Genomic DNA, 19441 nt, shown 5'->3' on the forward strand with positions numbered 1-19441 from the left:
GTGCCCGCCCCGGACGCCCACTCCATGGCGTCGGTGGGCCATGGAGATGCGCGGCACCGCCGCCTACCTGGACGTCCTCGGTGTGCCCGCCGAGATGACCCGCGCGGCCGAGCGGACCCTCCGCCGCCTGTCCACCGGCTGAAACCTGTCGGTGGGCGATGACATGCTCGGCCCATGACGACCTTCGCGCCACCGCCTGACACGGCAGCCTGGCGGCATCTCGCCGCGCGCACCGGCTTCGAGGTGGTCTACTTCCGGCCGCTGCCGGACGGATATCGCGTCGAGGGGTGCACGACCGCGGTCGAGGAGGGCCGCACCTGGGTCGTCGACTACGTCATCGAGCTCGACGCGAGCTGGGCCACGCGCTCAGCCCGGCTCGCGAGCCGTTCCGCCGGGGGCCGGCGCCAGATCCTCCTGGAGACCGACGGGGCGGGGCGCTGGCGCGTGGACGGCGCGCCGGCGTCCTGGCTGGACGGCTGCCTCGACGTCGATCTCGAGTCGTCGGCCCTGACCAACGCGTTCCCCGTGCATCGCATGGGCCTCGGCGTGGGCGCCGCCTCGCCGGCTCCGGCGGCCTTCGTCCGGGCCGCCGACCTGGCCGTCGAGCGGCTCGAGCAGCGCTATGCCCGGCTGGCCGACGAGGAGGGGCGGCAGCGCTACGACTACGCGGCGCCGGTCTTCGACGTCGCCTGCCACCTGGTCTACGACGGGTCCGGCCTCGTCCTCGACTATCCGGGCCTCGCCGTCCGAGCCGCCTGAGCGGCCGCCCGCTCTTCCGCTCCCAAGGCTCCAGCTGGACGGCAACCGCCGCACCGGCTTCCGTCGCGCCTCTTCGGTACGCCCAGCGTCGGTGACGCTGACGCTGACGGTGAGCAACCGGGCAGCGGCCTGGCGGCGGGCGTGGTCGTCGATCGGTCCCGGGGTCAGGAGTCGGGGCGGTTCGCCGTCTCGCGCAGGCCGAGGATCTTGGTGAGCTCGTCGGGCGGCGTCAGCTGCGGAGACGGCGCGGTCTCCTCGACCGGGGCCGGCTCCGTCGACCCCTCCCGCGCGGGGGAGCCGGGCCCGCCGCGGTCGAAGAAGCGCAGCACCTCCACCGGCAGCGGCATCACCAGCGTGGAGGTCTTCTCGGCCGCCACCTCGACGACCGTCTGCAGGAGCCGCAGCTGCAGGGCGCTCGGCGTGTGGGCCATGATCGCGGAGGCGTCGGCGAGCTTCTGGGCGGCCTGGAACTCGCCGTCCGCGGTGATCACGCGGGCGCGGCGCTCCCGCTCGGCCTCGGCCTGGCGGGCCACGGAGCGTTTCATGGACTCGGGAAGCGTGACGTCCTTGATCTCCACGCGGTCGATGTGGATGCCCCAGCCGAGCGCCGGGCTGTCGATCATGAGTGCGAGGCCCTTGTTCAGCTCCTCGCGGTTGGAGAGCAGATCGTCCAGCTCGCTCTTGCCGATGATGGAGCGCAGCGACGTCTGCGCCACCTGCTCCACCGCGAACAGGTAGTTCTGCACCTCGACGGCCGCCCGCAGCGGGTCCTGCACCCGGAAGTAGGCGACGGCGTCGACCTGGACCGACACGTTGTCACGCGTGATGCCCTCCTGCGTCGGCACCGGCATCGTGACGATCTGCACGTTCACCTTCTTCATCCGGTCGACTATCGGGATGAGCAAGGCGACTCCCGGCCGGCGGATCTCCTTCTGCGCCCGGCCGAAGCGGAACACGATGCCGCGCTCGACCTGATTGACGATCCTGACGCCCCCGAACCCGGTCAATATGGCGATGGTCGCGAGGAAACCCAGGATGATGTCGGTAACCATAATGGCCCCCCTCCCATACTTCGAGCGTAGGCCCGTTCGAACAGGAGAGCGCCCCGAGCTTCTTCATGATCGAAAGTGAAGATCTCACGAGATGGTAGAAATGGGACGAAAGTGGGGGTCCTGATAGTAGGGGCGATGGATGATCCGGGTCTTGCTCGCCGAGGACATGCACATGGTCCGAGGAGCGCTGGTCGCACTGCTCGAGCTCGAACCCGACATCAAGGTGGTCGCGGAGGCCGCGACCGGTGACGAGATCGTGCCCCTGGCGCTGGAGCACGCGCCGGACGTGGCGGTGATCGACGTCGAGCTGCCCGGCGTCGACGGGCTCACCGCCGCGGCGGAGCTGCGCAGGCGGCTGCCGCGCTGCCGGGTGCTGGTCGTGACGAGTTTCGGCCGTCCCGGAAACGTCCGGAAGGCCTTCGCCGCCCAGGCGTCCGGGTTCGTGGTCAAGGACGCCCCTCCGGATCGGCTGGCCGACGCGATCAGACGGGTCGCGGCGGGTGAGCGGGTGATCGATCCCCAGCTCGCCGTGGCCGCGCTGGAGGTGGTGGAGAGCCCGCTCACCGAGCGCGAGCTCGACGTGCTGCGCCGTTTCGCCGAGGGGACCGAGCTGGAGGAGATCGCCCGGCAGCTGTTCCTGTCCCTGGGGACCGTACGCAACTACTTGACCGCGATCGTCACCAAGCTGAACGCCCGCAACCGGCTGCACGCGGTCCGGATCGCCACGGACGCCGGGTGGCTCTGAACCCTGCCGGCGTGCTCGTCTGGTTCGTGTGCGCCTCCTGGGTGATCCGGGTGACGTCCCACCTCGACCGGGGCACGGACGCCACCGTGGTCGTCGCCGGGATCACGCTCGTCGTCCTCCTCCAGCTGCCGATCTCCCTGCCGGGCAGGCGGTGGGTCCCGCGCGGGGTGCTCCTGGCCGCTCAGGCGGTGTGCAACTATCTGCCGTTGCTGATCACACCTCAGGCGTGGTGGACGGGCGCGTCGGCCTTCGTCGCGGGTTCGGTGCTCCTGGTCGTCAGGGGTCCTCTCGCCTGGCCCCTCTTCGTGCTGATCTCGGCCCTGGAGGGCGTCACCGGGGTCCTGCTGGGACGTGAACCCGTCGACGTCTACCACATGTCCGTGGCGCCGATCACTCTCGGCCTGATGCTGTACGGGCTCAGCCACCTCGCGGACCTGCTCGCCAGGGTGCGGCAGGAACGCGGCGAGCTCGCCGCCCGGGCGGAGGAGGTCGAACGGCTCCGGTTGTGGCGCCACACCCGCGGCCTGCTCCTGACCGGCCTGTCGACGATCGAGGAACTGGCCGAACGGGCCAGGCGCCACGAAGGCGAGGCCGCCAGAGAGCTGACCGCGCAGGCGCTCACCGTGGCACGGCGCACGCTCGACCGGATGCGTTCCCTGCCCGCCTCCCGCGCCGCGGTCCCGAGCCCGCTCCCCGCCGGCGACCGGCCGATCCTGCGGCTGGCCACGCCGGTGCTCGTCGTGGTGCATCTCATCTTCATGGGGCAGGCGGTGTTCAACGCCACCACAGGCGACGCCATTGGGACCAGGGCCGGTCTGGCGCTGCTGCCGGTGACCTTCGGCCTGCAACTGTGGCATCTGGCCACGGCCCGCTCAGGCGCTCGCCCGCGGCACTGGGCATGGACGATGGCGCTCCAGGCCCTGGCCACGTACCTGCCCGTGGCGCTCGGCGGGGAGTCCGGCCTGATCGTGTCGGGCTTCCTCGGCGGGCTGGTGCTGCTCCACGTGGCGGCACCGGCCTCCTGGGCGCTGTGCGCGGTCATCGTCGGGGTCAGCCTCGTGGACGGCGTGCTGCGCTGGGACCCGGTCAGCGGGGTGTACGCCGGCTGCAGCACGCTCTCGGTGGCTCTGGCGGTCTATGGGCTGACCCGGCTCGCCGCGCTCGTCACCGAACTCCGGCGGACCCGCGCGCAGCTCGTCGAGATGGCAGCGCTCCAGGAACGCCTCAAAGTCGGCAGGGACGTCCACGACCTGCTCGGGCGCGGCCTGACCGCGATCACGCTGCACGCCGAGCTGGTGCTGCGGCTGCTCGGCGCCGACCCGCCGCGGGCGGCCGAGCAGCTGGCCCGGCTGGCCGAGACCGCCCGCGCCTCGGCCGCCGAGGTGACCCGGTTGAGCGGTCCGCGGGGACACCTGTCCCTGGCGGGCGAGCTGGACTCGGCGAGGGCCGCGCTGGAGTCGGCGGGTGCGCGCGTCCGCGTCACGGCCGATCGCGTGCCCGCCGCGCTGGACGCGCTGCTGGCGGTGGTGCTGCGCGAGGCGGTCACCAACGTGCTCAGGCACAGCACGCCCGCCGAATGCCACATCGAGGTGGCCACCGAGGACGGACGGGTACGGCTGCGCGTCGCCAACGACGGGGTGCCGTACGGCCCGCCGGAGGACGGCCCGCAGGAGGACGGCCCGCAGGAGGACGGCCCGCGGGCGAGCGGCCCGCAGGGCGACGGCCTCCGGGCGAGCGGCAGCGGCCTGCGCAATCTGCGCACCCGCCTGCAGGACGCCGCCGGCGAGCTCGTCACCGAGCGGACGCCCGGCCGTTTCGAGCTGCGCGCGGACCTGCCGGCCGATCATGAAATTCTCATTCCGTGAGGTGAATCCGGCGACTGGTCCGTCACGCCGCCGGACGTCCACACTGCTCAGCGACGACGAAGATCGACTGAATCGGACTGATGCACGTGGACGGCATGAAGCGCCGGCACTTCCTCACGCTGGCGGCCCTTTCGAGCGTCGCCGCGGCCTGCGGCGCGGACTCGCCGGCCGACGCCGTCCGTCCCGCGGGCAAGCCGGCCTTCCGCACCCGCCTGCGCATCCCGCCCCTGCTGGAGCCGAAGGCGGGCAAGGACGGGGTGCGCAGGTTCGACCTGACCATGCAGCGCGGCCGGACCGCGATCCTGCCCGGCGCGCTGGCCGGCACCTGGGGGTTCAACGGCTCCTTCCTCGGGCCGACCATCCGGGCGTCCCGGGGGGACAGGGTCCGGATGGCGGTCACCAACCGGCTCCAGGAGGCCAGCACGGTGCACTGGCACGGCCTGCGGCTCCCGGCGGAGATGGACGGCGGACCGCACCAGACGATCGAGCCGGGCGCCACGTGGACACCGCACTGGACCATCGACCAGCCGGCCGCCACCTCCTGGTACCACCCGCATCCGCACGGCAGGACGGCCACGCACACCTATCGCGGGCTCGCGGGCATGTTCATCATCGACGACGACCGCCCGACGGGGTTGCCGGAGAGGTACGGGGTCGACGACATCCCGCTCATCCTGCAGGACAAAAGGTTCGCGCCGGACGGCTCGCCGGCGGGCGACCCGCTCAAGGGCACCTTCGGCATCCTGGGTGACCACATGCTGGTCAACGGCACCTACGGCCCGTTCCTCGAGGTCACCACCGAACGGGTGCGCTTCCGGGTCCTCAACGGCTCCAACGCCCGCATGTACCACCTCTCCTTCGCCGACCGCCGCGGGTTCCACGTCGTCGGCAACGACCAGGGACTGCTCGCCGCGCCCGTCCCCGTCGACCGGATCTCCCTGACGCCGGGCGAGCGCGTGGAGATCGTCGCCGCCTTCGCCGCCGGCGAGCAGGTCCTCCTGCGCACGCTCTCGGGGTCGGACGACATCGACGAGGGCGACTTCGACCTCCTGAAGATCGTCGCGGCGCCGCGGCTCGCCGCCTCCCCGCCCCTGCCTGCGCGCCTGGCCGACACCGCCCCGATCACGGCGCCCCCGGGCGCCAGGGTCCGCCGGTTCCGGCTCAACGGCCACGACGCCATCAACGGCAAGGAAATGGACCTGTCGCGCATCGACGAGGTGGTCCCCGCCGGAGCCACCGAGATCTGGGAGATCGAGAACACCGTCTACGCCCACAACTTCCACATCCACGAGGTGGCCCTCCAGGTGCTCGACGTGGACGGGGAGAAACCGCCCGCGTACGCGAGCGGCCACAAGGACACCGTCTACGTGCCGCCGAAGAGCACGGTACGGCTCGCGGTGCGGTTCGGCCGGTTCACCGATCCGGCCACGCCGTACATGTACCACTGCCACATCCTCCGGCACGAGGACTCCGGAATGATGGGGCAGTTCGTGATCGTGCGGCCCGGCACCGAGGACCGGACACCGCGCACGATCGCCGCCCACCACATGTAGCGAGTGCGCCGGTGGCCCCGAAACGGCTGAAAATCTACTTTGTAAAGGGCGGATCCGGCTGAGTCGGCGCATGCGAATCTGGTAAACGTCGGTGCGGTGCGGCCGGCTCGAGTTGCGGTTCTCGGCCAATACCTGATATGGCCCGGCAAACCTTTGAATCGAACTTCAACATAGCGGATTCATCGCTATTGACCGCGGGACGGACGCACTTGCGACTAGGTTGCTGAGAGCGGGGGCCGGAGCGCAGGATCGCCGTGGGCGCGGGCGGTCCGGGGCAAAGGCGTCTCGCGCCCGCGTGCCGGAGGAGGCGGGATGGCGGCCGTGGGCGTCCGATGCCGGGGATGTCGCCGGTTGTTGATGGCTTATCACTGGTGAGAAGGGCAGAAGGGATCTCGGGCAGGTCTTTGGGCGAGCCTCGCGCAGGTCGGGTCCTGGTATGTTCCCTGCCCGGCCATGGGCCGGGGCGTCGCCGATGAATGCCGGGCACGAGAAGCGCGAAAACCGCGTCACAACAGCGAAAGGCGTTGTAGTGCGGGACACGATCGCGAAGTTCGATTGTGTCAGCACCGCGCCGCAAGGAGGTGCGTGATCTGCTGAAGGGAGCTACAGTACCTGCAACCATTACGTAATCGGAGCAGCATCATGGCGAAGCGCATTGTTGAGTCCTTTGTCGATGACATCGACGGCAGTGACGCCGAGGGGACCACAAGGTTCGCTCTCGACGGCACCAGCTACGAGATCGACCTGTCGGGCTCCAACCGGGAGAAGCTGGAGAAGGCTCTCGCTCCCTTTATCACCAAGGCTCGCGCGGTCCGCGCCGAGCGAGGTGTTCGTGGCCGACGCGGTGGCGCCGGCACTTCGCGGGCCGTCACCCGTGAGAAGTCCACTGAGATCAGGCGGTGGGCGAAGGCCCAGGGGCTGCCGGTGAGCGAGCGTGGCCGTATCGCCGCCACCGTCGTGGAGCAGTACGAGGCGGCCCACTAGGTCTTTCAGGACAGGAGCAGGGGCGGTCGGGTCCTGGCCGACCGCCCCTGCTCCTGTCATCGAGCGTCGTCCAGGGCGGCGTACAGTGCCTCGACCAGTGAGCGGACCCGGAAGTCGCCGCCCTCCAGCAGTTCGGAGCCGCGGTTGGGGACGTAGCCGAAGGCGAGGCCGCGGACAGGGTCGGCGAAGGCGAAAGAGCCGGTGGCGCCGCCCTGGCCGAACAGCCCGGTGATGTGCCCGGGCGCGGGCCAGAACGGGCCGCCGGGCACGGCGAAGCCGATGCCCCAGGCGGTGTGCACCCGCAGGGTCTGGTCGATCCCGTCGGCCTGCGGGGTGCGGATCCGGTCGACGAGGTCGGGCCCGAGCAGCCGGATGCCGTCGACCTCGCCGATCAGGGCGGCGAAGTAGCGGGCCAGGGAGTGGGCGGAGGCGACGCCGTCCATCGACGGGCTCTCCACCTGGTACGTACGGGGATCGTCGGTGCCGTCCCAGCCGATGGCGACGCTGCCGTAGAAGGCGCGGAAGGACAGGGTGGCGGGGTCGTTGAGCGCCTTGGTGAAGTCGGCGAGTTCGGGGATTTCCATGCCGAGCCGCATGGTGTCGGCGTCGGGGACGATCATGGTGGCCATGCGCGGCATGGCGCTGTCGGGGACGCGGACGTAGCAGTCGAGGCCGAGCGGGCCGGTGATCTCGCGTTCGAGGAATGCGCTGAGCGTGAGCCCGGAGACGCGGCGGACGATCTCCCCGGCGAGGTGGCCGATGCTGACGCCGTGGTAGCCGTGCGCGGTGCCCGGGGGCCATTCGGGGGCGGCGGCCGCGAGGGCGTCGGTGATGGGGGTCCAGTCGCGGAGGTCCTCCCAGGTGATGGGGTGCTTGTCCAGGGTGGGCAGGCCGGCGCGGTGGCTGAGCAGCGTCCGTACGGTGATCTCGCCCTTGCCGTTCTGGGCGAACTGCGGCCAGTAGTGGGCCACGGGGGCCTCCAGGTCCACCTCGCCGCGTTCGGCCAGCACCAGCGCGGCGCCCGTGGCGAACGTCTTGCAGGTGGAGGCGATGGGGGCGATGGTGTCGCGCCGCCAGGGCCTGCGTGTCTCCTGGTCGGCGTGGCCGCCCCAGAGATCCACGACGGGGCTGCCGTGCCGGTAGACGGTGAGCCCGGCGCCGACTTCGCCTCCGTGTGTGAAGTTCCGTTCGAACGACTCGCGCACCGCCTGGAATCCGTCGGCGGTGGTTCCTTCGATCTGTGCCATCGTCGCGCTCCTCGCGTCAGAGCCGACCTACCGGTCGGTCGGGTGGCGGGAACGCTAGCCTACCGACCGGACGGTTGGCAATCGGGGTATGCTTTCAGCCCGAACCGAGAGAGGGACAGCGATTGGCGCCGAACGAAACCTCCGACACCCGGCTGCGCATCATCGAGGCGGCGCGGGAGCTGTTCACCGCGCAGACCTACCGCGCGGCCAGCATGCGGGACGTCGCCGAACGGGTCGGCATCAGCAAGCCCTCGCTTTACCACCACTTCCGCAGCAAGGGCGAGATCCTCGACTGCCTGGTGAGGCCCCCGATCGACCGGCTCGACGCCACGATCCGGGAAGCCGCCGCCGCGCCCACCCCCGCCGAGGTGCGGCAGCGCGTGCTCGGCGGCTGTGTCGACGTCATGCTCGGCCACCGGGAGACGATGGTGCTGCTGCTCCGCGACGCCTCCGTCTACGGCGAGGAGACCACCGAGCTCATGTCGCGCGTGGTGGACATCACCAGCCGGGCCGTCGAGCTGCTGGCCGGCCCCGATCCGGACTGGCGCCGCCGCGTACGGGCCGCCCAGGCCTTCGCCGCGGCCACCGACCCGATCAGCCATCTTCCGGACGTCCCGGACGACGAACTCCGGGACGAGCTGCTGCGCGGCGCGAGCGCGATCCTTTCGCCGTGACGGCAGCGGCGGCCCTGCGGCGACGGGAGCCGCAGGACCGCCGTGCGGGAACCGGCTACGGCCGCTCGCCCGGCTTGTCGACGATCCCGGCCTCCAGGCGCGCGGTCCACACGACGGGCGTGCCCGCCTTGACCTCGCGCGGCTGTCCGGCGGTGTAGGTGCGGGTGGCGACGGTCTCGCCGTACGTCCCCAGGAAGCGGTAGTCCTCCGGGCTCAGAATGAGCTCGAAGCGCTCCCAAGGCCCGGTGTAGACGAGCGCGATCCCGTGGCGGCCGGCCGCGTCCACGGCGTCCTGCCTGACCGACACCCCTTGGACCATCGGCAACGCGCGGAACAGCGCGGCCCGTACCTTCCGCTCGACCGCCTGCTCGCTCATGACCTGGGCGATCGTCTCGACGATCCGCTGCTCCGCGGGCTGGTCGGCGCCGGGTTCCGAGGTCGCGGCGACGGCGGCCTTGATCCGGGCGAGCGTCCGCTCGGGAGTGACGGGCTCCTCGGCCAGGTCGGCGGCGGTGACGCCGGGGCCGGACTCGTGGATGGCGAGCCTGCCCTTGCCGTCGTCCAGGGCCGTCTGCCTGCCGTCCACGCTGTTCCACAGCTCCAGGGTGATCCGCCTGTCCCGATCGACTTCGGGCGCGGGCTCCGCGCGGAGCGGCGCGATGCTCTCCTTGACGTACAGCCACTTGCCCGGGGAGGGGACGGTCTTGTACGGGTCGGTCTCCGCGGCTCTCGCGGCCCGCTCGCTCAGCTCCTGGACACTGGCGACGGGAGTGAAGGCCGGCCGGTCGTCGTCCCTGGTCAGGGCGACGCCCACACCCACGGCCACCGCCAGCGACGCGGCGAGGGCCATGCTCCACACCGGGCGCGGCGTGCGCCACCGGCGGGGCGCGGGCGCCGGCTCGCTCATCGCGCGCAGCAGGCGGGCGCGCGCGGCGTCCTCGGCCTGGCGGGTGATCGTGGGGGTGGAGCCGCGGAAGTTCTTGATCTCGTCCATCAGGCGTCCTCTCTCGTCGGATCGTCGCCGCCAAGAGCGGCCCTGGTCTTCTTGCGGGCGCGGTGCAGGCGCGAGCGCACGGTCCCGACCGGGATGGCGAGCGCCCCGGCGACCTCCTCGTACGACAGATCGCCCCAGGCCACCAGCAGCAGCACGTCGCGATCGCCTCGCGAGAGTCCCGCCAGCGCCCCTGCCAGCCGGCGGTCGTTGTCCTGGGCCGCGACCCGGCCGACGACCGCGTCCGCCAGCGGCTCCGGCAGCGGGTCCACGCCCGTACGGCACAGCGCCCGCAGGAACCGCTCCTCGCTGCGCCGGTGCCGGGCGATCAGCGTGGTGGCGATGCCGTACAGCCACGGCCGGGCCATCTGGTGCGAGGGGTCGTACGACGCGCGCCGGCGAAAGGCGATCAGGAACGTCTCCGCCGCGATGTCGTCGGCCGCCTGGGTGCCGAGCCGCCGCGCCGCATAACGGTGGATCTGCCGGACATAGCGATCGAATATCCCGGCGAACCACTCCGGGTCGTCGTGCGAGCGGCGGATGAGCTCTGCGTCATCCTCCTCCTCCACGCTCTCGACTGCTCGTGTTCGTGTCATGCCTGCTGTCTCCCGGTGGGCCGGATCAGGTTCTCACCCGCCGGCCGCGTCTAAGGGAGCAGGGAGCGTCCCAGGTCGACGACGAACCGGGCGAGCCGGGCCCGCTTGCGGAACAGGTCGTGCAGCTCGGGGGTGGGTGCCTGGCCCAGGAGCTCGAAGGGGATCGCGGTCCAGGCGCTGCGCAGCACGAGGGTGGCGGCGTAGCCGAAGGAGACCTCGGCGGGGTCCGCGAGGCCGGCCACCGCGGCGGTGTACGCGGCCTCGATCGCCTCGTGGAGGGCGGGCAGGTCAGCGGGGTCGAGGTCGCCGGTGTGGGCCCGGCCGACGAGGAGCTGGCTGAGATCGAAGCCCACGGCCGCCGGATGTGACCAGCCCCAGTCGATGGCCACGAACTCCGCCGAGCCGTCGGCGGGAACCAGCAGGTTCATGGGACTCGCGTCGCCGTGGACGAAGGTGTGCGGAAGGCGGTCCAGAGCCTCCAGCAGCGGATCGATCCGGTCGGCAAGGGCCAGGAGGTCGGCGCGGAGCAGAGGGTCGGCGTTCGCGGCGACCAGCGGATGCCGCCACGTCGCCGGGTCCCGCAGGGCCGGCAGGAACAGGTTGGCGACCGGGACCGCGCAGTAATAGCGGAGGCTGCGGTTGAGCGGCTCGCGCGGAGCGGACGACCGGCCCGCCACGGGCCGTGCGGCGGCCAGGCCGCCGAGCAGGCGGGCGGCGGCGTGGTAGCGGTCCTGGTCCCACGCGGCGGGAGCGACCCGCACGTCCTCCAGCCACATGACCAGCCGGTCGTCCCCCAGGTCGTCCAGCCGGTACATCCGGGGCAGCCGCAACCCGCCGGGAAGCGGGGGACGGGTCAGGTAGACGTCGGCGTCGGCCCGCCAGGGGAAATGTGCGAGCGCGGCGGCCCGCTGCTCCTCGGGAATCTTCGCGAACCCGGCCGAGTGCCTGATCGCGTGGATCGACTTCACGAAGAACGACCAGCTCACGTTGCCGGTCGTGGTGCCGCGCACGCGGTGGAGCGAGGCTGTCGACAGCGACCCGGGACCGTGGTGGAGGAGCTCGACGTGTTGTTCCGCGATCTCCGCCAGCGGGTCGCCGAGGCTCTCCCGTACGAGGTCCGTCAGGCCGGTGGTCAGCGCCATGGTCATGGGCCCCAGCATGCAGGGCGGGACAATGCGCTCGCATGAGCATGGCCTACTCAAATACGCTTTCGCCGTGGCAGGCTCCTGGCCGTTCATCGGGCGTGTGGCGCAATTGTCGGAGATCAGGTCCGCTTCCAGGGGCGTGGTCGTGGCCGGTCCGCCGGGCACGGGCAAGAGCCGGCTGGCGGCGCAGGCCGTGCACGGTCTCGACGGGGTCGCCTGGGCGCGGGCCACGGTGGCCGCCGCGGAGGTTCCGCTCGGTGCCTTCGCCCCGCTGCTCCCCGCCACACCGCCCGCCGGCAACCCGCTGGGCTGGGCGGCCGCCGCGCTGCGTGTGCCGGTGCTGGTGGTGGACGACGCCCACCTGCTCGATCCGGTCTCGGCCGCGCTCGTCCACCACCTCGTGACGCGGGACGGCACCCGGGTGATCGCGACGTTACGCAGCCGGACGCCCGTGCCGGACGCGGTGCTCGCGCTGTGGAAGGACGACCTGGTGCCGCGGCTGGAGCTGGAGCCGTTCTCCCTGGAGGAGACGGCGGCCGTCCTGGAGGCCGCGCTGGGCGGCCAGGTGGAGTCGGCGACCGTGGCCCGGCTGTGGCGCGTCAGCCAGGGCAACGCCCTCTACCTGCGCGAACTCGTGCTGTCCGGGATGCTCGCCGCCGACGGGGGCGTGTGGCGGTGGAGCGGGCCGCTGACGATCACGCCGACGCTGCGCGAGACCATCGCGGGCCGCATCGGTCAGGTGAACGCGCGGGAGCGGGAGGCGCTGGAGCTGCTGGCGTACGGCGAGCCGCTCGGCGCCGACCTGCTGGCGGCCCTCGGGTCGCTCGACGCCGTCCAGCACCTGGAGGACCGGCAGCTCGTCACGGTGCAGCCGGACGGCCGGCGGCTCCAGGTGCGGCTCGCGCACCCCCTGTACGGCGAGGTCATCAGGGACGGCTGCGGGGTGCTGCGCGCCCGCACGATGATGCGCCGCCTGGCGCAGGCGGTCTCGGAGGCCGGGCTGCGGCGGCGCGAGGACGTGCTCAGGGTGGCCGTCTGGCGGCTGGACGGCGGCATGACCGGCGATCCCGCGCTGCTGCTGGCCGGCTGCGAGCGCGCCAGGGTCGTCCGGGACCTGGAGCTGGCCGTACGGCTCGGGCGTGCGGCCGTGGACGCCGGCGGCGGGGCGCCCGCGCTCTCCGCGCTGGCCACGGTGCTGTCCTATTCCGGCAGGTACGCCGAGGCCGACGAGGTGTCCGCCATCGCGTGGGAAGCGGATATGACCGAGATGGCCAGGACCGACCTCGCGGTGCAGTGGGCGCTGAACCTGGCCGTCGGGCTCGGGGACGTCGCACGGGCGCGGGCCGTCATGGAGGAGACCACCCGGCGCGGCCGTGACGTCGGAGCGCGGCAGGGCACGTTCATCATGCGGGCCGTACTGGCCGTCCTCGCCGGTGAGATCGCCGCCGCCGAAGATCTGCTGGCGCGCGCCAGGGACATGGGGCCGCTCAGCCCGCACGGCGCACGCCTGCTGGCCGTGGCCGAGGTGGCCGTCATGGCGGCGCGGGGCCGCGCCGCGGAATGTCTGGCCCGTGTGGCGGAGATCCGGGCCGGGCTCGTGCGGGAACCGGACGGCATGCGGAGCCTCGCCGCCACCTTGACCGAGAACGCCGCGCACGCTGGGCTGTTGCTAGGCGATCTTGACGCCGCCGAGCGGTTCGCCGACGAGGGATACGGCTTGGACGGCCAGTTCGGCAGCTGGACGCGGGCGCTCCTGGAGTTCGGCACGTTGAAGGCCCGCGTGCTGCGGTTGCGCGGCCGGGTCGCCGACGCCCTCGCGTGGGCCCGCGACACCGCCGCGCGGCTACCCGACCGCAGCGTGCAGGCGGGGTCGTGCCTGGGCGAGCTCGCGCACGCGTACGCGCTGCTCGGCGAGGTCGCCGCCGCCGAGCAGGCGCTGGAGCGGGCGGAGGCGACGGGGACGCCGATCGGCCCGTCCGTCGTCGTGCCCCTGCGCCTGGCCCGGGCGTGGACGCTGGCCGGTCGCGGCGACGCGGCCGGGGCCGTGGAGCTCTGCCTGGAGACCGCCGAGGGCGCGCTGCCGTGCGACGTGCCGTTCCTGCTGCACGACGTCGTCCGGCTGGGCCGCGCCGACCTGGTGTGCGAGCGGCTGGCCGCGCTCGACGTGGGCGGCCCGCTGGTGGCGCTGTTCGCGCGGCACGCCGCCGCCCGCGACGGCGCGCAGCTCGACGCGGTCTCGGAGGGCTTCGAGCGGCTCGGCCTGCTGCTGTACGCGGCCGAGGCGGCGGCGCAGGCGGCGGCCCGCTACCGCGAGTCCGGTCTGGCGCGCGGGACGCGGGCGGCGCAGACCCGGGCCTGGCGGCTCTCGCAGCACTGCCAGGGCGCCCGTACGCTCGCGCTGATGGACCTCGACGTGCCCAGCCTGACGCCGAGGCAGCGCGAGATCGCGGTGCTGGCCGCCCAGGGGCTGACCAACCGCGAGATCGCCGAGCGGCTCGTCGTGTCCGTCCGCACCGTGGCCAACACCCTGTACGCCGTCTACGACAAGACCGGGGTCAACGACCGCGCCGCCCTGGCCGCCCTGCTGAACCGGCTGGCCGGTTGACCGGTGGTCAGCGCAGGATCGTCGTCACGACCTGGAGGACCAGCACGACCAGCAGCACCGCGGCCAGCACGAGCCAGCGGGGATCGAGCCAGGCGGACCTGACGGCCTCGGCGGGGGCGTCCGGGTCCAGCAGGTCGCGCAGGATCGGGTTGACCTCGTCGTCGGGCAGCAGCCGCTCCAGTTCGGGCACCAGGGCGTGCAGCCGGGAGCGTACGTCGGCCGGCGGGCGCGTCTGCGCCCAGGCGTGGACGTCCCTCAGGATGCCCCGGGCCGCCCCGGCGGTGGTCGCCTCCGCCAGCTCCGCCAGGAAGTAGTCGAAGGCGTCGCGCACCGCGACGGGCTGCGCCTCGGAGCGGGCCGGCGGCGAGACCGGCGCGCGGGTCCCCGAGGCGGGCGGCGGCCCATCCTGCGTCGCGGGCGCGGGGCCCGGCGCGGGCCGTCCCCTCGGCACGCGCGTCCGAGGGCCCGTGTTCACGAGGGGAGGGGCTGGAGACGCCGTGGGAGGTCCCTCCGGAGCGGCGGGCCCAGGTTCGGAAGGCGCGGGAGGGCGAGGAGCGCGGGGCTCGGCCGGTACGGGCTTCGGCGGCTCGCGCAGGGCGGCCCTGAGCAGCTCGACCCGCTCCTCCAGCGCCATCCCGTCGCTGATCCGCAGCCGCTTGACCAGCTCCGGCAGCCGCCGGCCCGCGTACGCGTCGACGACCATGGCCGCGATCTCGCCGTACAGATCAGTCTGATCGGGCGCCCGCAGATCGACGCGCCGCCGGTGCGAGGCCCGCGACGACGGCCCCGGCCACTGCTGCAGGAAGATGACCTCGGCCCCCGGCTTGAGGTCGTCGCTCTCGTAGGTGGAGAACGTCTCCGGATAGCGCCCGAGCACCAGGTCCAGGATGTCCACCAGCCCCCACAGCTGCACGACGGCCTCCCCCTGGGCCACCACCGACAGCGACTCCCGGTGCCCGCGCAGCGCTTCGGAGACGATCGGCGCGAGCGCCGGCGCCTCGGCGCGGGCGCGCCGGTCGAGTGCCGCGCTGGAGTCGGCGTAGGGGCGCAGCAGCACGGCCAGGTCGAGCGGCTCCGGGTCGGCGGGCAGCAACGAGCTCCAGCCGGGCGCGAGCGCGAGCGCCTGGCGGACGTTCGGCATCGCCGAGGTGTTGGCGGCGGAGCCGCCCAGATACGCCTGGACCCGGATGGTCCGCCTGCTGTCCGAGCCGCCGGTGCGCGTGCGCGAGAGCACCACCACGCGCCCGTCGACCATGAGCCGGGCGACGCTGACCCCGGGCGCGGGCCCGGGGTCGAGCCAGGGCCCGAGCTGGTGGTACCAGCCCCGGGTGTCCTCCAGTGAGGAACGCACGGGGCCGAGGCCGGTGCGGCGCTCGTCCCACTCGAACAGGATCCAGTCGACGCTGGAGTAACGCCCCATCAGATCCCCACCTCCGGATAGCCGCGCAGGACGCCGGTCATCGCGAGGAGCGAGACCAGGGGCGCCAGGACGCGTCGCGGCCGCACGCCCCTGGGGAAGCGTCCGTCGGTCGGGGCGGAGCCCGTCGCCGAGACGAAATGCAGGGTGCATTTGTGGCATTTGTCGTAAGGGCTGAGCCACGCCTGCGCGCCGCGCCGGTGCAGGAAGGCGTAGACGTCGCGGCTCTCCCGCAGGACGTCCACCTGGTCCAGCCGGTCGGGCTCGTCGTACAGCCAGGTGTCCACCGGAGCCTCGAAGCGCACCGAGTCGCTCTTGGTGACCGCGATGACGGCGGGGATGTCCAGCCGCCCGCCGCTCATGGGCAGCCGGTCGAGCACGGCGCGGAAGGACTCGTCGCCCATCCTGGCCGACCTGGTGGCGGCGTCGATCACGAAGAGCAGCCCGCCGACGGCCGGCACGAACCTGGTCGCCTCGTGGGTGGCGCTGCGCAGCAGCTCGCCGGCGATGTCGAAGAAGGCCACCGCGGTGGTGTGCCGGCCGTCGTTGACGAGCAGCGTGGCGGCCGGCTCGGCGGTGGCCCGGTGCGTGGTGCGCGAGAGCGCGGTGCGCTCCACCATCAGCGGATGCACGTACGTGTTGACGTACTCGGCGTGCCGCTCGATGTCCACCGCGTACGAGGTCAGCCCGTACGGCCGCAGGCCGCCCTGCTCGATGGCGCCGATCATCGAGGCCAGCAGGTGGGTCTTGCCCGTCTCCGGCCCGCCGACCAGCCCGATCACCAGCGGGCGGCCGTGCCGTACGTAGGTGTAGGGCAGGTGGTGTTCGAGGCTCGGGTCGGCCACCGGCGCCGGGCAGCGGACGTGGGCGCCGCGCAGCAGGTCCTCGCGGCGGGCCCCGGTTGCGTGCTCCAGGGAGAGCCGCTGGTAGTGGCCCGCCGGGGTGCGTTCGTAGAGCTCGTCCTCGCTCCAGGCGAACTCGTGCAGGCAGATCGGGCAGAGGATCACCGGATCACCATCCAGACGACCACGACGAGGGCGATCAGCACGGCCAGCGGAAGCCAGCGGGCCCACCACTTCTGCGGCTGCTCCCGCGGCACCTGCTCGATCCGGGTGACGGGCGGAGGTTGTTCCACGTCCGGCTCGCGCTTGGCTTCGCGGGCCCGGTCGAAGGCGACGCGGCCCTCCTCCAGCCTGAGGTCCTGTTCGGCGGGGATGGACCGCATCGGATCCGGCTCCCGCAGCCGGTCGAGCACCTCCAGGGCCGACGGCGGCTGACCGGAGAAGACGTCGTGGATGGGCTGCAGCGCCGGGGCGGCGGTGAGGTCGGGGCGGTCGGCGACCTCGCGGGCGGTGACCGTGCGGTAGATCACCATGCCGGCGCTCCAGAGGTCGTCGGCGGTGGAGGCGCGGCCGGTGCCCGCGCGCTGCTCCGGCGCGGCGTAGGGGGCCTCGCCCAGCCGCAGCCGGCGGTTGCCGACCAGCGTGGCGTGGCTGAGGTCGGTGAGCTGTACGGCGGTGCCGTCCCAGCGCACGGTGCCCGGGTCGATGCGCCGGTGGACGATGTCGCAGGCCGACAGGATGCGCACGGCGCGGAAGAGGCTGGCCTGCAGGGCCCGCTGCTCGGCGATCAGCAGCGCCCCTGCGAAGCGGGTGACCGGCTCGCCCCGGTGGTCGGAGAGCAGCACGAAGGGCTCCTCCTCGTCCAGGCTGTAGCCCATCAGCCGGGGCAGCTCGACGGGGTAGGCCCGCCGCAGCCGGGTGAGCAGCCTGGCGCCCATCCGGGCCTCGTTCTCCAGCAGCTCGTAGAGGTATTCGCGGTCGCGCCCCTCCGCGCGGGGCACCCGCCGCTGCACGATCTTGGTGCCCTGGACGACGAGGGTCAGCCGGCGCTCGAAGGGGTCGTGGTCCGGCTCCGCCTCCACTTCCCAGGTCACGCGGTCGCCGTCGGGAGTGAAGAAGGTCAGCGGCTCAGGTTCCATCCTCGCTCCAGTTCTCCTCGACCGTCCCGGGGCGCAGCGGCACCAGGCGCAGGGTGCCGGCGTACTGTCCTGACCGGGTCCACACGACGTCGGGCGGGTTTCCCTGCCCACGCACGGCCCTGGGCGCGAAGCGCACCGCGTACGCCTGCCGCAGCAGCATCGCCAGGTCGCGGTCGCCGCACAGTTGCAGCATCTGGCCGTTCGCCTCGGCGCGCAGCGCGCGCACGACCTGGTTGGACTGCCGCCAGACCGCGTCGACGAGCTCCTGGCGGCCGGTGTCGCCGGTGCCGAAGCCGGGGCGTTCCTGGACGCCGCGGTGGGTCAGGTGGTAGCGGTACTGGCGCAACGTTTCGTCGATCCGGCGGTCCAGCCCCACCTGCGCGTCCCGGTAGGCGCCCTGTTCGAGGGAGGTCCAGGCGGGCTCCAGCCAGCTCGCGACCGCGTCGACGAGGTCGCCGGTGATGACCTCGCGCAGCTGGCCGCCGCGGTCGCGCAGCCGTAGGGTGACCTCCTCGTCGAGCGCCGGGCTCGCGGCGGCCTGGCCGGTCTCGGCCTTGCTCCAGTCGGTCAGCGTCCAGGAGACCTGCGCGCAGATCTCGTTCAGCGCCGCCGCCAGCGTGCGGGACGCGTCGGAGGTGTGCATGCGGGCCTGGCCGAGCATCCACTCGCTGGCCGCGACCCGTTCGAGCATCGAGCGCAGGTCGTCGAGGGCGGTCCTGGCCGGTCCGAGGCAGAGCTGCTCGCGCCACCACGCCCGCGAGCGCCGCCAGAAGACGAAGCGGGGCAGGAACGTGGCGGGGAACTCGGCGGGCGCGTGCAGCGCGTTGAGCAGCTCGTCCGGGCAGGCCCGCCAGAGGTCGCCGACGAAGGCGCGGCTGCCGATGGGCGCGCTGTGGTCGGCCAGCAGGCGGAAGCGCGAGACCATCCGCAGCACGCTCTTGCGCTCGGCCAGGGCCGCCTCCAGGTCGGCGCGCAGCTCGCCGACGATCTGGGCGTGGCCCATGTCGGCGGGCACGGCGAACCTGATCCCGTGCGCGGCCAGCCGCTCGGCGGCGTTCTCGTCGCTGTGGTCGATCTCCTCGAAGAGCCGCGCGACGGTGTCGCGGAACTCGGCGAGCGCCCGCCCCGCGGCGATCACCTTGTCGACGATCGCGGCCCGGGCCCGGGCGTTGTGGAAGTAGCCGAGGTCGTCCAGGGCGCGGGCCGCCTGGTCGATCCGCTCGGCGGCGCTCCGGTAGAGCCGGTCCAGCGGGCCCTCGGGGATGAACGCGTCGAGGAGGTCGGAGGGCAGGTCGACGGTGCCGCTGAGCACGGGGAGCGCGGTGGCCAGCGGCGAGCTGAAGGTGGCCGTGTCCTGCTGGACGGGCCCGTCGAAGCGTTCGGCCACCTCGCGGAAGGCCTGGCCGAGCACCTCGGGGTCGATCCGGCCTGCCACGATGCGCCAGCCGGGCGAGGCGGTGCCGTACGGGATGTCGCCCAGGCCGTTGACCACTTCGTCGAAGACCTCCGGCTGGGTGAGCAGGTCGATCAGGATGGCCTCCGCGCTCACCCCGGGCCCGTGGGCCGCCTCGCCGGTGTCGGCGTTCCAGAGGATGCCGCAGGGGTCGCTCACCCAGAGCACCCTGCGGCTCTCCCCACCCAGGACGGGGGGCAGGCGCAGGTCGGGGCCCACCGCCAGGACGAGCACCGACCTGACCAGGCGCGAGCTGAAGACGTCCTGGAGCACCCGCTGGGCGCCGGCCAGGCGCTCGGTGTCGGCCACCACCAGGACCTGGGCGCCGAGCCGCTCCAGCTCACCCTTGCGCAGGTCGAGCACGACGACCATGC

General features: G+C 72.9%; 16 protein-coding genes and 1 pseudogene. 8 read left to right on the plus strand and 9 right to left on the minus strand.

The window, feature by feature from the left end; genetic code table 11:
* Positions 1-13 precede the first annotated feature (13 nt).
* Both ACIBI9_RS46625 and ACIBI9_RS46630 read left to right on the plus strand, forming a co-directional pair.
* Positions 14-142: pseudogene (locus ACIBI9_RS46625) on the plus strand (DUF1932 domain-containing protein); the annotation flags it as partial.
* Positions 143-174: 32 nt separating this feature from the next.
* A complete protein-coding gene (locus tag ACIBI9_RS46630) occupies positions 175-759 on the plus strand; it encodes a putative glycolipid-binding domain-containing protein (RefSeq protein WP_397232753.1) in 585 nt (194 codons plus the stop codon).
* Between the two features lie 164 nt (positions 760-923).
* Here ACIBI9_RS46630 and ACIBI9_RS46635 read toward each other — a convergent pair whose 3' ends face one another.
* Complete coding sequence (locus ACIBI9_RS46635) at positions 924-1811, minus strand: slipin family protein (protein WP_397232755.1); 888 nt, start codon at positions 1809-1811, stop codon at positions 924-926.
* 139 nt (positions 1812-1950) lie between these two features.
* Between ACIBI9_RS46635 and ACIBI9_RS46640 the strand changes: the two genes are divergently transcribed.
* The 4 genes from ACIBI9_RS46640 to ACIBI9_RS46655 all read left to right on the plus strand — a co-directional run bounded on the left by ACIBI9_RS46640 (position 1951) and on the right by ACIBI9_RS46655 (position 6958).
* Positions 1951-2556 carry a response regulator transcription factor gene (locus ACIBI9_RS46640; protein ID WP_397232757.1) on the plus strand — a complete coding sequence of 202 codons (606 nt, stop codon included), beginning with the start codon at positions 1951-1953 and terminating at the stop codon, positions 2554-2556.
* On the plus strand, positions 2547-4421 hold the full coding sequence (locus ACIBI9_RS46645; protein ID WP_397232759.1) for a sensor histidine kinase: 1875 nt from the start codon (positions 2547-2549) through the stop codon (positions 4419-4421). Before ACIBI9_RS46640 ends, ACIBI9_RS46645 begins: the two co-directional genes overlap by 10 nt.
* An 80-nt stretch (positions 4422-4501) precedes the next feature.
* Positions 4502-5974 (plus strand): multicopper oxidase family protein, encoded by a 1473-nt coding sequence (locus tag ACIBI9_RS46650; RefSeq protein ID WP_397232761.1) that lies wholly within the window; start codon positions 4502-4504, stop codon positions 5972-5974.
* A 642-nt stretch (positions 5975-6616) separates the two neighbouring features.
* Entirely contained in the window at positions 6617-6958 is a 342-nt protein-coding gene (locus tag ACIBI9_RS46655; RefSeq protein WP_185077364.1) for an Lsr2 family protein, read from the plus strand.
* A 56-nt stretch (positions 6959-7014) separates the two neighbouring features.
* Here ACIBI9_RS46655 and ACIBI9_RS46660 read toward each other — a convergent pair whose 3' ends face one another.
* Positions 7015-8205: a serine hydrolase domain-containing protein gene (locus tag ACIBI9_RS46660; protein WP_397232763.1), complete on the minus strand. Its 1191-nt coding sequence runs from the start codon at positions 8203-8205 to the stop codon at positions 7015-7017.
* A gap of 122 nt (positions 8206-8327) precedes the next feature.
* Here ACIBI9_RS46660 and ACIBI9_RS46665 point away from each other — a divergent pair, with 122 nt between their 5' ends.
* The gene (locus ACIBI9_RS46665) at positions 8328-8879 is read left to right on the plus strand and encodes a TetR/AcrR family transcriptional regulator (protein WP_397232765.1); all 552 of its coding nucleotides are present in this window, start codon (positions 8328-8330) and stop codon (positions 8877-8879) included.
* Between the two features lie 55 nt (positions 8880-8934).
* On the opposite strand, the gene ACIBI9_RS46670 is transcribed toward ACIBI9_RS46665, so the two are convergent.
* Genes ACIBI9_RS46670 through ACIBI9_RS46680 form a run of 3 tightly spaced genes read right to left on the minus strand, consistent with a single transcriptional unit; the run spans position 8935 to position 11614 of the window.
* A complete protein-coding gene (locus ACIBI9_RS46670; RefSeq protein ID WP_397232767.1) occupies positions 8935-9873 on the minus strand; it encodes a CU044_5270 family protein in 939 nt (312 codons plus the stop codon).
* Positions 9873-10466 (minus strand): RNA polymerase sigma factor, encoded by a 594-nt coding sequence (locus ACIBI9_RS46675; RefSeq protein ID WP_397232769.1) that lies wholly within the window; start codon positions 10464-10466, stop codon positions 9873-9875. The genes ACIBI9_RS46670 and ACIBI9_RS46675 overlap by 1 nt, the downstream gene beginning before the upstream one ends.
* A gap of 50 nt (positions 10467-10516) precedes the next feature.
* Positions 10517-11614, minus strand: a complete 1098-nt coding sequence (locus ACIBI9_RS46680) for a hypothetical protein (protein ID WP_397232771.1) — start codon at positions 11612-11614, stop codon at positions 10517-10519.
* 67 nt (positions 11615-11681) lie between these two features.
* Here ACIBI9_RS46680 and ACIBI9_RS46685 point away from each other — a divergent pair, with 67 nt between their 5' ends.
* A complete protein-coding gene (locus ACIBI9_RS46685; RefSeq protein ID WP_397232773.1) occupies positions 11682-14216 on the plus strand; it encodes a LuxR C-terminal-related transcriptional regulator in 2535 nt (844 codons plus the stop codon).
* A 7-nt stretch (positions 14217-14223) separates the two neighbouring features.
* Here the strand turns inward: ACIBI9_RS46685 and ACIBI9_RS46690 are convergent, their stop codons facing one another.
* The 4 genes from ACIBI9_RS46690 to ACIBI9_RS46705 are packed head-to-tail and all read right to left on the minus strand — an operon-like array spanning position 14224 to position 19439.
* Positions 14224-15636 (minus strand): hypothetical protein, encoded by a 1413-nt coding sequence (locus tag ACIBI9_RS46690; RefSeq protein WP_397232775.1) that lies wholly within the window; start codon positions 15634-15636, stop codon positions 14224-14226.
* Positions 15636-16640: a hypothetical protein gene (locus tag ACIBI9_RS46695; protein ID WP_397232777.1), complete on the minus strand. Its 1005-nt coding sequence runs from the start codon at positions 16638-16640 to the stop codon at positions 15636-15638. The genes ACIBI9_RS46690 and ACIBI9_RS46695 overlap by 1 nt, the downstream gene beginning before the upstream one ends.
* Entirely contained in the window at positions 16637-17614 is a 978-nt protein-coding gene (locus tag ACIBI9_RS46700; protein WP_397232778.1) for a hypothetical protein, read from the minus strand. The genes ACIBI9_RS46695 and ACIBI9_RS46700 overlap by 4 nt, the downstream gene beginning before the upstream one ends.
* On the minus strand, positions 17604-19439 hold the full coding sequence (locus ACIBI9_RS46705; RefSeq protein WP_397232780.1) for a hypothetical protein: 1836 nt from the start codon (positions 19437-19439) through the stop codon (positions 17604-17606). The genes ACIBI9_RS46700 and ACIBI9_RS46705 overlap by 11 nt, the downstream gene beginning before the upstream one ends.
* Between the last annotated feature and the right edge of the window lie 2 nt (positions 19440-19441).

The sequence above is a fragment of the Nonomuraea sp. NPDC050451 genome (genome assembly GCF_044458585.1).